Consider the following 15,868-nt stretch of genomic DNA (forward strand, 5'->3'; position numbering starts at 1 on the left):
CGCCCGAAGCGATCCGGGGAGCCGGATCGGCGTTCGACTGCGCGTCACGCAAGTCTGGGTAGTACCTCTCGGAGCGGTGCCGGGTCGACGCTCATGCCGGCCGGAGTGACTCTCACCCACCCCGCCGTTGGCCCCTCGGGCCTCGCAGCGCGCCGCCGGAATCGGCAGCGGTTCCGCTGGAAGTATCCCACAGCCGGGTCGAAGTCCGGTCCGCGCTCGGCCCACCGGTGCGTCGGCCCGGTGACCAGTCGACATGCTCGCCCGGGCGCCCCCTGGCGCGCCGACGGCGACTGACCGCTCACCTTCACCAACCCGGCCCTTGCGCCTGGCATTCCCTGCCGCATTCCCAGTACCGCATTCCCACTACTGCATTCCCCCACCCGGCTGCGTGGTGTCTGGTTACGCTGCGATCACCCAACGATGATCGATCCGGCGGTGCCGACGCCCGGCGCCGGCCAGAACCCAGGGGTGTGCCGGTGGCTGATGCAGTGTTGTTGTTCGACGGTGACTGTGGCTTCTGCACCACCAGCGCTCAGTTCACCCGCCGCTGGATCGACCGCAAGCACCGCTTCGACATCGAGCCGTTCCAGAACTTCTCCCCGGCGCAACTCGCCGGGTGGAATCTTGACTACCAGCGCTGCGGCGAGTCGTTGCACTTCGTCGCCGGCACCGGTCACCGCCGGAGCGGACAGCCCGAGCGGCAGCACCCCGACCGACCTGACACCGACCGGGCGACCGTCGACGCGACGGGGGCTGGCACGGGGCGGTCCGGCCGGACGAAGACATATGCCGGCGCCGCGGCGGTGGCGGCCACCCTGCGGGCCGGCGCGGTCGGCTGGCGTCCGGCTGGGCTGGTGCTGGCGGCACCCGGGATCAGCTGGTTGGCCGAACGCGGCTACCGGTGGGTCGCCGCGCACCGCTACCGACTGCCGGGCGGCACCCCGGCCTGCGCCGTTGATCTGTCGGCACGGAACTCGGCATCGCGGCCGCAACCGCCGCCGACCGGAACCGGGCAGCCGACCGGAGGCCAGCTCCGGGCCGACACTCAGCCGCCGACCGGCTGACCGGCCCGCTCGGGCCGACGCCGGTCCGACCCGCGCCGGTGCCTGCGGTACCAGCTGAGCGCGAGGCCGACGCCGCCGGCCATTACCCCAACGGCACCGGCGGCGACGAAGCCGCTCGGCGCTCCGGCGCGGTCGATCACGAAGCCAACCACCGGGGCGCCGAGCCCGGTACCCGCGGTAAGGGCGGCGCCGTGCCACCCGAGGGCCTCGCCGCGCACCTGCTCGGGCACCAGCCGGGTGAGCGCGTCGATGCTGGCGGTGATCGCCGGCGCACAGAACATGCCGGCGATCACCAACAACACCGCCATCGTCCAGCGCTGATCGGCCAGTGCCACCGGAATGGTGGCGGCGCCCAGCAGCAGGGTCAACACGAACGCGGAGGGATGCCGGCGCAGCGCGCCGTAGATCAGCCCCCCGATGGCGGAGCCGAGACCCCACAGGGTCAGCACCCAGCCGATGGAGCTCTCGTACCCCCACTGCCGCAGCATCGCCACCACAGCGACGTCGGTGCCGGTGAGCACGACGGTGCAGGCCGCGGTAGCGCCGAGCACCGCCAACAGCATCGGGCCGACCCAGTCGCGCCGGGACACCGCGGCGGGCCGGGTCCCTGCCTGCTGTGGGTCGTCATGTTGCGGGACGGGTGCCACCCCGGTGCTCTGCGCGGCGATCTCGCCGGACGGCTGGGCGGCGGCTTCAGCGGTGGGCGGTTCCGCCTCCGCGGCGACGCTGCCCTGGCTGCTGATCGCCGGGTTTCGCAGCCACAGCAGCGCTCCCCCGGCCACATCGAGCAGACCGAAAAGCAGTAGCGCACCTGGGGTTTGCCAGCTGGTGGCCAGCCACACCCCGAGTGCGGGGCCGGCCATGAACGACAGTTCCACCGCCACCGAATCGATGGCAAGGGCGCTCTTGCGGTGTGCCTGCGGGACCGACACCAGCAGCACCTGGCGGACGATCGAGAACGTCGGCAGCGTGAACAGTCCGCCGGCGAACACCAGCGGCAGCAGCACCCAGTACCCCGCCCACGGGCCGATCGCCCAGCAGACGGTCAGCACCACCAACGACGGAAAAACGGTGCGGCGCAAGCCGATCCGGTCCAGCAGCCGACCTCGCCACGGCGCGCTCACCGCCTGCGCGACGGTGGCGGCGGTGGTGATGAGCCCGGCCATCGTGTAAGAGAGCCCCAGGTGCTTGACCACGTGCAGGGTCAGCGCCACGTTCAGCGCCCACATCGGGATCCGGATCAGCAGCCCGAGCAGCAGGATCGATCGAGCCTGCTGCACTCGGAGAACAGCCGCATATCCCTGCAGTGCCATGATCTTCCCGCTGTGAGGTGTGGTGGGTGGTGGGGTGCTCGAAGCTGGTGGGCTCGAAGCTGGTGGGCTGGATGGTGGGGTGCTCGGTCGCGGTCAGCTGAGCAGCAGCTTGGTGAGCCGGCGGGCGGCGACCAGCACCCCGACGACGATCATCACCAGGAAGTAGCTGGCGTGCCCGAGGGTTGCCCACCCGACCCCGCCGAGGCTGAGCGCCCGCATGATCTCGATGCCGTGGTACAGCGGAAATGCTTCCACCAGCAATTGAATGGCCCGCGGATAGATCGCCAACGGGTAGAACGTGGTGGAGAACAACATCATCGGCATCACCAACCACATGATCCAGTCCAGGTGCTGGAACGTCTTGCAGAAGGTGGTGATCGCCATGCCGCAGGCGGCGAAGCCGGCGGCGATGAGCAGGGCGGCCGGCACCACCAGCAGCGCCCACGGCGAGTCGATGAGCCCCATCGCCAGCATCACCACTTCGAACGCGGTGGCATAGATGGCACCACGCAGCAGCGCCCAGCCGATCTCGCCGAGCGCCACGTCCATCGGCCCGAGCGAGGTGGCCAGCATCGCGTCGTACACCTTGGCGTACCGCAGCTTGAAGAACACGTTCATGGTCGAGTCGAAGACCGCACCGTTCATCGCCGATGTCGCCAACAGACCAGGAGCGATGTAGGCCGCATAGCTGACCGGGCCGTTCGGGCCGTCCATCGAGCCGACCAGCGCACCCAGCCCTGCACCCATCGCCAGCAGGTAGAACACCGGCTCGAAGAACCCGGAGATCAGCGTCCAGCGGATCGACTTGCTGGTGCGCAACGACCGTTCCAGCACCACCTGCGGGCGCCCGGCATACAGGTGCAGCGGAATGATGCGCAGCAGCGGCGCGCCACCGCGCTGCCGCCCGGCGGAGCGGGTCACGGCCGTGGCCGGGCCGAGTTCGGTTGCCATCTCAGAACTCCAACCTGCGCCGGAACCGTTGCCGGGCAACGGCAAAGCCGACGACGACGATCACCGTCAGCACCACAAGGTGCAGCCCGACCTGCCACCAGGGCAGCCCGCCGATGGCGGCATCCCGCGCCAACTCGTTGGCGTGCCACAACGGCGAGATCCAGGCGAGCGGCCGCAGGTAACCGGGCAGCTGGTCGAGCGGGAAGTACGAGGCCGAGAACAGCGTTGCCGGTACGACGCCGAACCGCAGCACCAGGTTGAAGTAGCCGGGAGCGTCTTCGTCGAGGCTGGCGGAGAGCACCAGCACCCAGGTCGCCACCCCGACGCCCATCAAGGTCGCGATCGGCACCATCAACAGGCCCCAGGGGCCACCGGCGGCACCGAACAGCAGCAGAATCAGGTAGTACGCCGTCCCGGACAGCAACAGCCGGGTGGCGATGAACATCACGGTGCCGTCGAGCACCATGGCCGGTGTCACCGGGGTGGCCGTCATGGCAAAGGCGGTGCGGCGCCACTTGAATCGGTCGAACGCCGCGTAGGAGCTCTCGCTGAACGCCGCCTGCAGCGCGGCGGCGCAGAGCAGCGCTGGAGCGATGAACTGCAGATAGCTGACCCCGCCGAGCGCCTCGGTGCCGCGCCGGTCCACCAACGAGCCCAGCCCGACTCCCAGCGCCAGCAGCAGGGCCAGCGGAGCCGCGATCGATTCTCCCAGCGTCGACCAGAAGTAGGGCCGCCAGGTGCGCATCAGGGCTTCCCACACCCGCACCCGGTAGGTCCAGCCGGACCGCCGGGGCTGCTCCGCCCCTGAGCCGCGCCGGGCCGGAGTTCCGGTCAGTGCACCACTCATCAGTCCACCAACGAACGGCCGGTGAGGGTCAGGAAGACGTCCTCGAGAGTGGACCGGCGCACCAACGACGAACTGGCCGGGATCCCGGCCTGATGCACGGCTTCGACGGTGCTGTCGCCGTCGGTGGTGTACAGCAGCAGCCGGTCGGGCAACACCTCGACCCGTTCCACCAGCGCGGTCGCGGCCGCCTCGTGCTGACGCTGGGCACCGGGGGTGAAGCGCAGCTCGACCACCTCCCTGGTGCAGTACTGGGCGATCAGCTGCGCCGGCGACCCCTCAGCGACGATCCGGCCGCCGTCCACCACCACCAACCGGTCGCAGAGCTGCTCGGCCTCGTCCATGTAGTGGGTGGTGAGGATCAGCGTGACGCCCTGCTGCTTCAACCGGAACAGCCTGTCCCACAACACGTGCCGGGCCTGCGGGTCGAGCCCGGTGGTCGGCTCGTCGAGCAGCACCATGTCGGGTTCGTTGACCAGCGCCCTGGCAATCGTCAGGCGCCGCTTCATGCCACCGGACAGCGCCGACACCCGCGCGGAGGCCTTGGCGGTGAGCTGCGCGAACTCCAGCAGTTCGTCCGCCTTGGCGGCGCAGTACTTGCGGGAGAAGCCGAAGTACCTGCCGTAGACGATCAGGTTCTCCCGGCAGCTGAGCTCCTCGTCGAGGTTGCCCTCCTGCGGCACCACCCCCAGCCGGTCGCGGATGGCGATGCCGTCGAGATTCGGGTCCATGCCGAGGATCTGCAACTCGCCGCCGGTGCGCGGCGACACGCAGGCAATCATCCGCATGGTGGTCGACTTGCCGGCCCCGTTAGGGCCGAGCAGACCGAAGGCCTCACCCTGCGGCACCCGCAGGTCGATGCCGCGCACCGCGTGCACCGGCTCACCCTTCTTGTTCGGGAAGGTCTTCTGCAGGTCGCTGGCCACGATCAGATCGGCCACCGCGCTGGACGGGGTCGCGGTGCTGGCGGCTGTGGTCACGGAGCAGAACGCTATCGCGGGATACCGACAGGATTAAACAGCTTTCCGCCGCCGCCCCGGTGCGCCCTCGACGTCAGCGCGAGCGCCGCGGCCGACGGTGGGCTCAGCGGAGCAGACAGAAGGGATGCCCGGCCGGGTCGAGGTAGACCCGGAACCCGCCGTCCTTGGACGGTTGGTGCTGATGAACCCTGGCGCCGAGCTTGCGCACCAGCGCCTCGGCCGCGTCGATGTCGCCGGTGGCGAAGTCGAGGTGGAACTGCTGTGGGTGTGCGCCGCCGGGCCAGGTCGGCTCCTGATAGTCGTCGATCCGCTGGAACGCCAAGGTGGCATGGCCGTTGGGATTCTCGGGCGAGAGCCCGCCGCCAGGAGGGGCCAGCGTCGCCCAGTCTCGGTCGGCCCCGTCCTCCAGCGGCCAGTCGAGCAGCCCGGCGTAGAACTGCGCCAGTGCCAAGGCGTCCGGGCAGTCGATCACGATCAGCTCCAGCTTGGGCGTCAGGTTCATGCGGCGCACCCTATCGCCGAAGGCGGACGATTTCCGTCCGCCTTTCTGCAGCGGTCGCTTCAGCTGCCCAGGGCGTCAGTTGCCCAGGGCGTCAGTTGCCCAGGCCGTCAGTTGCCCCAGTCAGTTGCCCAGGGCGTCAGCTGCCCCGGAGCGTCGGTGACGTCAGCTGCGCAGGTCGATCCGCAACAGCAGCAGGTCGACCAATCGCGGGGCGGACGCGCCGGCGTCGGCCGGGTCGGTGAGGTTGATCCACTCCGGCAGCCGGCCGTATTCGGTGGCGCCGAACCTGCGGTAGAAGTCTTCCAGCCGGTGCCCATCGCGGACGGCGAGCCGAAGCTGTTGCAGGCCAAGCGCTCTCGCCCGGTCGATCAGCTCGGTCAGCAGTCGGGTGCCCAGACCGTTGCCCTGCTGCAGCGGCGCGATCATCAGCTCGGACAGCTCACCGGTGTGGGCGTCGACGCCGCGGCCGGGGGTGAGTTTGCCGAAGCCGACAAGGCTGCGGTCGGGCGCGACCAGCGCGAGCCCGAGGGCCCGGCCGGAGCGCAGCTGCTCGACCGTTGCGGCGGCCGCCTTGGCGATGTCCGAGCGGGGTGAGCCGGCCAGGAACCCGGCCGGTGCACCGGTGCTGGAGACGTCGTGCCACAGCGTGGTGAGGGCGACGCCGAACTGGCTGTCGGCTGCCATCGAGCCGTTCGGGCCGACCCAGTGCGACTGGACGGCCTTCTCGGTGCCCGCTTCGGGCCGTCCGGGTCCGGTCGAGCCGGACGACGCGGATGACGCGGATGACGCGGATGACGCAGGTTGGTCGGCAGCGCTCACTTGCTGCCGAACCACAGCTCGATCTCGCGGGCGGCCGACTCGGCCGAGTCGCTGCCGTGCACCAGGTTGTACTGGGTTTCCAGGCCGAAGTCGCCGCGGATGGTGCCTGGCGTCGCCTTCTCCACCGGGTCGGTGCCGCCGGCCAGCTGCCGGAACGCGGCGATCGCGCGGGGGCCCTGCACCACGGCCACGACCAGCGGGCCCGAGGTGATGAACTCGACAAGGTCGCCGAAGAACGGCTTGCCCTCGTGCTCGGCGTAGTGCCGTTTCGCCAGCTCGGCGTCGATGGTGCGCAGCTGCAGCGCGGCAAGGGAAAGGCCCTTGCGCTCAATGCGGGCCAGCACCTCGCCGACCAGCCGCCGCTGGACGCCGTCAGGCTTCACCAGCACCAGGGTTCGCTCGGCCCCGCTGTTGTCGGACGCGCTGTTGTCGGACGCGCTGTTGTCGGACGCGCTGTTGTCGGACGCGCTGTTGTCGGACACGGTCTGTTCAGGCACGGCGTCGTACTCCTTCTCGGCGCTGTTGCGCGGCATGCTCGGCTGTTGGTCGCTCACGGCCAGAGCTCGGGCAGCGAACCGGTGTGAGCTGCGGGTTCGCCGTCAGCAGCCTACCCAGCGGCGCGGGTGGTGCGTCCGCAGGACGCCGTCAGCCGCGGAAGTTGGGCTGGCCCGGCAGCAGGCCGGCGCGGTCGCGGCGGCGGTATTCGAAGCGCAGCCCGTAGATCACCGCGAACACCAGGGTGAAGATGATGCCGACGACGCCGAGGGAGGCGTTCACCCACCAGCCGGCGACAGCCGCCACCTGCAGCCCGGCCACCAGCCACGGGTGCCAGCTGCGCTTGACGTAGACGCACGCGCCGATCAGCGCCAGCGCGAGCACCACGATGTAGCCGACGCCGGCGGCACCGGTGCCGCTGCCGGTGTTCTGGGCCACCGCGATGGCCAGCAGCACCGCGATGGCCTCGAGCACCAGCGCAGCCGAGATCGCGCCCCGCAGACCGCGTTCCGGGTCGGCCGGCCGCTGTGGCTGGGCAGCGGTCACTGCGGCGCCAGACCGGCCAGCGTCCTGGCGTCGCCGGCGGTCACCACCGAACCTGTCACCAAAACCCCGGTGCCGTAAGGAGTATCGCCCGCGCCGTTGTCGTCGCTCGGGTCCGCGGTCACCGTATCCGCCGCCGAGCCGCCGGTTTCGGCGATATCCACCGCCATCGCGATGGCCTCGTCCATCCGCGGCGCCGGGTGCACCCGGTGGTCGCCGAAGATGCCGGCGGCGATATCGGTGAGCTCGTCGAGCGGCATCGACCGCGGGCTGGAGTTCACCGTCACCACCACCTCGTCGAGGGTGTCGACCAGCGCGGTCAGGATGCCGTCGGCGTCCTTGTCCGCCATCACCGCGACCACCCCGACCAGCCGGGTGAAGTGGTACTGGTCGGCGATCGCCGCGGCCAAAGCCTTGGCGCCGTCGGGGTTGTGGGCCGCGTCGATCAGAATGGTCGGCGAGGTGCGGATGCGTTCCAGCCGGCCAGGCGAGGCCACCGCAGCGAACCCGTCGCGGACCGCCTCGGCGTTCAGTTCGCGGCTGCGTCCGGCGCCGAGGAAGGCCTCGGTGGCGGCGAGCGCGGTCGCGGCGTTCTGCGCCTGGTGTTCACCGAACAGCGGCAGGAAGATCTCGTCGTACTCGGCGCTCAGGCCCTGCAGCGACAGTTGCTGTCCGCCGACCGCCGGATCGCGTTGCAGCACCATGAATTCGCTGCCGTACCGGGCGACGACGGCACCGACGTCGACGGCCCTGCGCATCAGGACATCGAGCGCCGCCTCCGGCTGCGGCCCGATGATGGCGGTGGTGTCCGGCTTGATGATGCCGGCCTTGTTCTCGGCGACCTCGGCCAGGGTTTCGCCGAGATAGTCCTGATGGTCCATGCCGATCGGGGTGACGACGGCCACCGCAGGCTGCACCACGTTGGTGGAGTCCCAGGTACCGCCGAGTCCGACCTCGACGATGGCAACGTCGACCGGCGCGTCGGCGAACGCGGAGAACGCCATCGCGGTCAACACTTCGAACTTGCTCAGCGGAACTCCGCCGTCGCGGGCGCTGGCGGCATCCACCATGTCGACGTACGGCGCGATGTCGGTGTAGGCCGACACGTATGCGTCGGGGCTGATCGGTGCGTTGTCGAGGCTGATCCGTTCGGTCACCAACTGCAGGTGCGGCGAGGTGAACCGACCGGTGCGAAGCCCCAGCGAGCTGAGCAGCGCATCGATTATCCGCGCAGTCGAGGTCTTGCCGTTGGTGCCGGCGACGTGGATCACCGGGTAGGCCCGCTGCGGGTTGCCCAGCAGATCCAGCAGCGCCGTCATCCGCTCCAGCGACGGCTCGATCTTGGTCTCCGGCCAGCGCGCGTTCAGCAGCGCCTCCACCGACGGCAAGTCCATCGGCGGCGCATCCGGGATGATCACCCAGGACGAGTCGCCGGTGTCCGCTGCGTCGGCGCCGCCCTCGTCGAGGCCCCCGTCATCGGCAGCGTCGGCGGTGTCGGCGGCCGTATCAGCACCGCCCACCGACTCGAGGTCACCGAGGTCGGCGGCCGTCGGGAAGGGCCCGAGAATGCCTGCGCCACCGGCACTGTGGTGCGCTCGGCCGTCGCCGTTCGGCTGCCGAGCGGCGTCGGCGGAATCGGTGGGGCCGGCGGAATCGGTGGGGCCGGCGGAATCGGCGCGGTCGGCCGATTTGCCCGGGTCGGCCGAGTTGCCCGGGTCAGCCGAGTTGCCCGGGTCGGCTGGGTCGGTTGGGTTCTCCGGCTCAGGACGGCCGTTGTCGCGTCCGCTCATCGTGCGGCACCTTCCTGGCTGGGCTGGTCCTGCTGGGGTTGCCGGCCCTGGCGGCCGGCCGCATCGAGCGCGTCGAGCCTGGCGGTGATGCGGTCCTTCTCGGCGGTGGCCGCCTGCTGGCGCGACCGCAGCTTGGTCACCACCTTCTCGGGGGCCTTGGCCAGCAGTTGCTGGTTGCCGAGCTTGGCCGTTGTCTGCTCGATCTCCTTCTCGGCGGCGGCGAGATCCTTACGCAGCCTTGCGGTTTCGGCGGCCACGTCGATGCTGCCGGAGGTGTCCAGTTCGACCGTCACCACCCCGCCGGACAGGGTCACGTCCAGCGCCGCGCTGGCGGTGAAGGTGTCGTCGGCCGCGGTCAGCCTGGTCAACGCCGCGGCCGGCGTCACCACGCCCGCCAGCTGCCCGTCGGAGGCCACGTCGCCGTCGGCCGAGCGGATCCGCCCGGCAACGGACACATTGGAAGCGATGCCCTGATCGGCGCGGAAACGCCGGATCTCGGTCACCAGCTTGTCGACGTCGGTGATGAAAGTCTTGGCGCCTGCCCGCTTTTCCCGACCAGATGGCTGCGGCCAGGCGGCGATCACCAGGCTGTCGCCGCCGGTCAGCGTCGTCCACAGGGTTTCGGTGACGAACGGCACGAAGGGGTGCAGCAGCCGCAGCAAACCGTCGAGCGCGGTGCCGAGCACCGCCCTGGTGCTGTCGATGCGCTGCTGGTCGCCGGCCTGTTCGGCCGCGCGCAGCTGCACCTTGGCCAACTCCACGTACCAGTCGCAGAACTCGTCCCAGGCGTAGTGATACAGGCCCTCGGCGGCCTTGGCGAACTGGTAGTCGGCCAACAGCGCTGTGGTGCGCTGCACGGTCTCGTCCAGCCGCTCAAGGATCCAGGCGTCGGCGTCGGTCAACTGCTCGCCGGCCGGCGGCTGCTGCGGCACCGCTGCCCCGTTGAGCAACGCAAACTTGGTGGCGTTGAACAACTTCGAGCAGAAGTTTCGCGAGCCGGCCACCCAGTCGGTGGCCAGCGACTGGTCGGTGCCAGGGTTGGCGCCGCGGGCCAGGGTGAAGCGCAGCGCATCGGCGCCGTAGCTGTCGATCAGCTCGAGCGGATCGATGCCGTTGCCCTTGGACTTGGACATCTTCTTGCCGAACTGGTCGCGGACCAGGCCGTGCAGCGCCACCACGTCGAACGGCTGCGAGCCCGGCCGCAGGTCAAGGGTGCCCTCGCTCATCGCATAGAGCCCGAGCATGCTCATCCGCGCCACCCAGAAGAACAGGATGTCGTACCCGGTCACCAGCACGCTGGTCGGATAGAACGCCTTCAGGGTGTCGGTGTGCTCGGGCCAGCCCATGGTGGAGAACGGCCACAGCCCGGACGAGAACCAGGTGTCGAGCACGTCAGGGTCCTGGGTCCAACCCTCGCCCGGCGGTTGCTCATCCGGTCCGACGCAACGCATCTCGCCGTCCGGTCCGTACCAGACCGGGATCCGGTGCCCCCACCAGAGCTGGCGCGAGATGGTCCAGTCGTGCATGTTGTCGACCCAGTCGAAGAACCGGGCGGCCAACTCGGGTGGGTGGATGGTGGTCAGTCCCTGCCGCACCGAGTCACCTGCCGCCTTGGCCAGCGGCCCCACCTTGACGAACCACTGCTTGCTCAGCCGCGGCTCGATCACGTCACCCGACCGCGAGCAGTGCCCCACCGAGTGCAGGTACGGCGTCTTCTCGGCAACGATCCGGCCCTGCTCGCGCAGCGCCTGCTTGATGGCGGCCCTGGCCTGGAACCGGTCCATCCCGTCGAAAGGTGTTCCGGTACCGGTGATCTGGGCGTCGTCGGTGAAGATGTTGATGGCCGGCAGATGGTGCCGGCGACCGATCTCGAAGTCGTTGGGATCGTGCGCGGGCGTCACCTTGACCATCCCGGTGCCGAACGAAGGATCGACGTGGCTGTCGCCGACGATGGGAATCTGCCTGCCCACCAGCGGCAGCTCGACGGTGGTGCCGATCAGTTGCCGATAACGCTCGTCGTCCGGATGCACGGCGATCGCGGTGTCACCCAGCATGGTCTCCACCCGGGTGGTGGCGATCACCACCGGCGAATCCGGTGCGCCGTAACGGATCGAGACCAGCTCGCCCTCGTCCTCGGAGTGGTCCACCTCGATGTCGGAGATCGCCGTCAGGCAGCCGGGGCACCAGTTGGTGATGCGCTCGGCGCGGTAGATCAGCCCGGCGTCGTAGAGCTGCTTGAAGATGGTCTGCACCGCGGCGGACAGCCCGTCGTCAAGGGTGAACCGCTCGCGCTGCCAATCGATGGAGTCGCCGAGCCGGCGCATCTGCCCCAGAATCGCGCCACCTGACTCGCGTTTCCAGTCCCACACCTTCTCGATGAACAGCTCCCGGCCGAAGTCGTGGCGGGTCTTGCCGTCCACGGCGAGCTGCTTCTCCACCACGTTCTGGGTGGCGATACCGGCGTGGTCCATGCCGGGCAGCCACATCACCTCGTCACCGGACATCCGGTGCCAGCGGGCCAGCACGTCCATCAGGGTGTGATCGAGCGCGTGTCCGATGTGCAGATCGCCGGTGACGTTCGGCGGCGGCAGCACGATGGAGAACGGCCGCTTCTCGCCGGAGAGCACCTTGGCCTCGTCGCCGTGGAAGTACCCGGCGTCGACCCAGCGCTGGTACAGCGCTACCTCTACCGCCGCCGGGTCGTAGCTCTTGGGCAGCTCGGGCCGGGAGCCGGTCGGCTCCAGGTCCGGCCGCGACCCGGATGCGGTCGGCGAGGTGTCTGTCGAGGTCACCACTCCAGTTTAGGTGCGGGCCGCCAGCCGGTTGACCGACGCCGACGCGGCTGCCGAGCCGGCAACCGGCCGGCGGGCGAGCGCACGTACGGTGAGCCGATGGAAGGCAGCGACCAGGTAACTCCAGCGGCGGCGGCCACCGAGCCCGACGGCGACCCCGGCGACACCGGCAGCAGCTGGCCGGCGGTGGCCGGCGGCAGCCCGGATGTCTTGGGCCAACCGGAGATTCGGGTGCAAAGGCTTGACCCCGAGCTGCCACTGCCGCGCTACGCCATGCCGGGCGACGCCGGTGCCGACATCGTCACCGCCGAGGACTGCATGCTGCTGCCGGGTGCCCGAGCGGTGCTGCCCACCGGTCTTGCCATCGCCCTGCCGCCTGGGTTCGCCGCCTTCGTGCACCCGCGGTCGGGGCTGGCCGCCAGGGCCGGCATGTCGCTGGTCAACACCCCCGGCACCATCGACGCCGGCTACCGGGGCGAGCTCAAGGTGATCGTCATCAACCACGACCCGCGCAACCCGATCGTGCTGCACCGCGGTGACCGGATCGCCCAGTTGGTGATCCAGCGGGTGGAGTCGGCGCGGTTCGTCGAGGTGGACGCGCTGGACGTCACCGAGCGCGGCGCCGGCGGGCACGGCTCCACCGGCGGCGCCGCGGCGCTGGGGTCCTGACCCGCTGCTGATCGGCTGCTGAGTCGCGGCTGATCGGCTGCTGATCCATGCGGCCGATCGTGGGCCGGGGGCAAGACTGTTGTGCTGGCATATCATCGCGCGGTGCCCCGGCAGACCCAGCGAATCCTGTTCCGCCACCGCCGCATCCATGCGGTGCCGGGTCAGCAGCCGGTGACAGGGCTGTTGGTCGACGGCGAGCGCATCGTCGCCGCCGGCGACGCCACCCGGCTCGCCGACGACGCCGCTACCGTTGTGGACCTGCCGGGTGTCGCCGTGATCCCCGGGCTGCACGATGCGCACCTGCACACCGCCGGTTACGCCCGCAGTCTGACCGAGGTGGATCTGCGCGACGCCGACAGCCTTGACGAGGTGCTGCGACGGGTCGCCGCGCACGCCGCCACGTTGCCGCCCGGCGCTCCGCTGACCGGCGGCGGCTGGTACGCCGACAGCTGGCAGCAACGGACACTGCCGCACCGCACCCAGCTGGACGCGCTGCTCGGCGACCGGCCGGTGCTGTTGTCGAGCAAGGACGAGCACTCGGTCTGGGCGAACTCCGCGATGCTGCGGCTGGCCGGGATCGACGCTGCCACCCCGGATCCGCCCGGTGGCAGCATCGACCGGGACGAGGCCGGGCAGCCGACCGGCATTCTGCGCGAGCATGCCAGCCGGTTGGGCTGGGACGCCCTGTCGGCCACCTATTCCGAATCCAGCCAGGCCCTGACCGAGGCTGTCGGCGGAGCGCTGGACCGGCTGTTGTCGTTGGGCCTCACCGCCATCCACGACATCGACGGTGAAGACGCCAGGGCCGCGTTCGCCGCGTTGCATGCCGACGGGCGGCTGCCGCTGCGGGTGCACAAGGCGATCAGGGTGGAGCACCTCGACGCCGCGATTGCCGAGGGGCGCCGGTCCGGTGACGGCGACGGCTGGCTGTCCACCGGCCCGGTGAAGATGTTCGCCGACGGTGCCCTCGGTTCGCACACCTGCGACATGACAACGGATTTCGTCGGTGACCCCGGCAACTCGGGAATGGCGGTGACCGAGACGGCCGAGCTGGCGCAGCGGGCCGGAGCCGCGCTGGACGCCGGCATCTCGGTGGCAACCCACGCCATCGGCGACCACGCGGCCCAGCGGGTGCTCGATGCCTACCAGCAGGTACTCGGCGACCGCGGTGGCGCGCTCCCGCCCGGGAAGAAACTGCGCATCGAGCATGCCCAGTACCTGCGGCGGCAGGATCTCGCCAGGATGGCAGGGCTCGGGGTGATCGCCTCGATGCAGCCAACGCACTGCACCACCGACTTCGAACTCACCGACCAGCTGCTGGCCGGCCACCAGCTGGTGGCCTACGGGTGGAAAACCTTGCTGGACAACGGCATCGCGTTGGCGTTCGGATCGGACGCCCCGGTCGAATCACCCGATCCGCTGCCGGGCCTAGCCGCCGCCGTCGGCCGGGTGCGCAGGGACGGTCGGCCCAGCGGCGGCTGGCAGCCGGCCGAACGACTCACCGCGGCCCACGCGGTTGACGCCTACACCCGCGGCCCGGCGTTCGCCGCCGGCCGCGAGCACGAACTGGGGCTGCTGCAACCCGGCTACCTCGCCGATCTCGTTGCGCTGGACGTCGATCCGCTCACCGCGGGACCGGACGAGCTGTACGCCGGCCGGGCGGAGGCGACCGTCGTCGGTGGTGTGCTCCGCTGGCAACGCTGAACGAACGCTGAACAACGCTGAACAACGCTGAACAACGCTGAACAAACCCAGTACTACCGAACCGCAGGATCGCCCAGCCGAGGAATCGCCCAACCGCAGAATCACTGAACCGCGGGAGTCTCAGTACGACCGCGGCAGTTTCAGGGTGTGCTGTGCCACGTAGTTCAGCACCATCTCCTTGCTGACCGGCGCGATGCGCAGCAGCCGGGCCATGCCGTAGAGCTGCATCAGCCCGTACTCCTGCGCGAGTCCGTTGCCGCCGTGCGCCTGGATGGCGGCGTCGACGGCTGCCACCGCCGCGTCGGCTGCCGCGGCCTTGGCCATGTTGCAGGCCTCCGCCGCGTCCAGCTTGTTGTCGTGCAACCAGGCGGCACGGCTGAGCGCCAGCGCGGCGAGCTCAACGTTGATCTTGGCCTGCGCCAACGGATGCGAGACGCCCTGGTGCGCACCGATGGGGGTGCCCCACACCTGACGGTTGCGGGCGTAGTCGGCGGCGGCGTCCAGCGCGTAGCGGCCGATGCCGACGCACAGCGCCGCGCTGGCAATGCGTTCCGGGTTCAGCCCGTCGAACAGCGGGCGGAATCCGGTCCCGATTCCGCCGACGGCGGCCGACGCCGGCACCCGTACGTCGTCGTAGAACAGCGTGAACTGCCGGTCAGGGATCTGCGCCGCCACGTCGATCCGGTGCGCCGTCAGCTGGTCGGCGTCCACCGGGACGAGGAAGAGGGTCATTTCGGCGCGGCCACGCTCGTCGGTGCCGGTGCGGGTCACCGTCAGGATGGCGTCGGACTCGTCGACGCCGGAGATGTAGTACTTCTGACCGGAGATCAGCCAGTCCCCCGCCGGATCGCCCGGGTCGACGGGCTTGGCGGTGGTGGCGATCTGGTGCGAGTTGCTGCCCGCGTCGGGTTCGGTGATCGCGAAGGCGAGCTTGCGACCCGCCGCCAACTTCGGCAGCCATTCCTGTTGCTGCTCGGCCGATCCGTGCCTGGCCAGGATCTCCACGTTGATGGCGCACGACACCAGGGTGAGCAGCAGCGGGCAGCCGACCGACGCGGCGCCCTCGGCGACGACGGCCAGTTCGCTCATGCCCATTCCGCCGCCACCGAATTGTTCGGGCACGTTGACGCCGAGGAACCCGGCGTCGGCCAGCTCTGCCCACAACTGCGTCTGTGGCGCTGATTTCCGGCCTCGTGCTGCGTATTCGGTGATCCCGTGCCCTGCGCTGATCTGCCGGACGGCGGCGCGGATCTCGGCGTGCTCCGGCGGCGGCAGGAACTGGTAGCCGGATGAGCTGGGCCCGGCGGAGCCGGCTGGCTGAGCTGGCCCGGAAGGTGCCGACACGGTGTCTCCTCGTCGAGTGCGGTGAACCGCGCTCGGCCGCATCGGCCGGTCACGCGTT

The 15,868-nt window shown here is 70.1% G+C and carries 14 protein-coding genes; 3 read left to right on the forward strand and 11 right to left on the reverse strand.

All coding sequences use genetic code 11. The features are described 5' to 3' along the window. Window positions 1–476 precede the first annotated feature (476 nt). A complete protein-coding gene (locus tag HKD39_RS12730) occupies window positions 477–1,064 on the forward strand; it encodes a DCC1-like thiol-disulfide oxidoreductase family protein (protein WP_171200258.1) in 588 nt (195 codons plus the stop codon). Here the strand turns inward: HKD39_RS12730 and HKD39_RS12735 are convergent. The 10 genes from HKD39_RS12735 to HKD39_RS12780 all read right to left on the reverse strand — a co-directional run bounded on the left by HKD39_RS12735 (window position 1,046) and on the right by HKD39_RS12780 (window position 12,045). Then, window positions 1,046–2,377: an MFS transporter gene (locus tag HKD39_RS12735; RefSeq protein WP_171200259.1), complete on the reverse strand. Its 1,332-nt coding sequence runs from the start codon at window positions 2,375–2,377 to the stop codon at window positions 1,046–1,048. The two genes, HKD39_RS12730 and HKD39_RS12735, sit on opposite strands and share 19 nt — an antisense overlap. Window positions 2,378–2,470: 93 nt before the next feature. Next, window positions 2,471–3,328: an ABC transporter permease gene (locus HKD39_RS12740; RefSeq protein WP_171200260.1), complete on the reverse strand. Its 858-nt coding sequence runs from the start codon at window positions 3,326–3,328 to the stop codon at window positions 2,471–2,473. A 1-nt stretch (window position 3,329) separates the two neighbouring features. Further along, window positions 3,330–4,175, reverse strand: a complete 846-nt coding sequence (locus HKD39_RS12745) for an ABC transporter permease (RefSeq protein ID WP_171200261.1) — start codon at window positions 4,173–4,175, stop codon at window positions 3,330–3,332. Then, window positions 4,175–5,104 carry an ABC transporter ATP-binding protein gene (locus HKD39_RS12750; protein ID WP_425488454.1) on the reverse strand — a complete coding sequence of 310 codons (930 nt, stop codon included), beginning with the start codon at window positions 5,102–5,104 and terminating at the stop codon, window positions 4,175–4,177. Before HKD39_RS12750 ends, HKD39_RS12745 begins: the two co-directional genes overlap by 1 nt. Window positions 5,105–5,255: 151 nt before the next feature. Then, window positions 5,256–5,654 (reverse strand): VOC family protein, encoded by a 399-nt coding sequence (locus HKD39_RS12755; protein WP_171200262.1) that lies wholly within the window; start codon window positions 5,652–5,654, stop codon window positions 5,256–5,258. A gap of 162 nt (window positions 5,655–5,816) precedes the next feature. After that, entirely contained in the window at window positions 5,817–6,338 is a 522-nt protein-coding gene (locus HKD39_RS12760; protein WP_171200263.1) for a GNAT family N-acetyltransferase, read from the reverse strand. Window positions 6,339–6,469: 131 nt separating this feature from the next. After that, entirely contained in the window at window positions 6,470–6,865 is a 396-nt protein-coding gene (gene ndk / locus HKD39_RS12765) for a nucleoside-diphosphate kinase (RefSeq protein WP_246232656.1), read from the reverse strand. A 253-nt stretch (window positions 6,866–7,118) separates the two neighbouring features. Continuing rightward, complete coding sequence (locus tag HKD39_RS12770) at window positions 7,119–7,514, reverse strand: DUF4233 domain-containing protein (RefSeq protein WP_171200264.1); 396 nt, start codon at window positions 7,512–7,514, stop codon at window positions 7,119–7,121. After that, window positions 7,511–8,905 (reverse strand): bifunctional folylpolyglutamate synthase/dihydrofolate synthase, encoded by a 1,395-nt coding sequence (locus HKD39_RS12775; RefSeq protein WP_212754530.1) that lies wholly within the window; start codon window positions 8,903–8,905, stop codon window positions 7,511–7,513. The genes HKD39_RS12770 and HKD39_RS12775 overlap by 4 nt, the downstream gene beginning before the upstream one ends. Before the next feature lie 392 nt (window positions 8,906–9,297). Then, entirely contained in the window at window positions 9,298–12,045 is a 2,748-nt protein-coding gene (locus HKD39_RS12780; RefSeq protein ID WP_171200402.1) for a valine--tRNA ligase, read from the reverse strand. A gap of 147 nt (window positions 12,046–12,192) precedes the next feature. Between HKD39_RS12780 and dut the strand changes: the two genes are divergently transcribed. Together dut and HKD39_RS12790 are read left to right on the forward strand one after the other, a co-directional pair. After that, window positions 12,193–12,762, forward strand: coding sequence for a dUTP diphosphatase (gene dut, locus HKD39_RS12785; protein ID WP_171200266.1), 570 nt, complete (start codon window positions 12,193–12,195; stop codon window positions 12,760–12,762). Between the two features lie 102 nt (window positions 12,763–12,864). Beyond that, on the forward strand, window positions 12,865–14,466 hold the full coding sequence (locus HKD39_RS12790) for an amidohydrolase (RefSeq protein ID WP_212754508.1): 1,602 nt from the start codon (window positions 12,865–12,867) through the stop codon (window positions 14,464–14,466). Between the two features lie 120 nt (window positions 14,467–14,586). Here HKD39_RS12790 and HKD39_RS12795 read toward each other — a convergent pair whose 3' ends face one another. Continuing rightward, window positions 14,587–15,741, reverse strand: a complete 1,155-nt coding sequence (locus tag HKD39_RS12795) for an acyl-CoA dehydrogenase family protein (protein WP_425488455.1) — start codon at window positions 15,739–15,741, stop codon at window positions 14,587–14,589. Window positions 15,742–15,868: the final 127 nt, after the last annotated feature.

It is taken from the genome of Nakamurella aerolata, from assembly GCF_013002705.1.
Taxonomy (GTDB): Bacteria; Actinomycetota; Actinomycetes; order Mycobacteriales; family Nakamurellaceae; genus Nakamurella; species Nakamurella aerolata.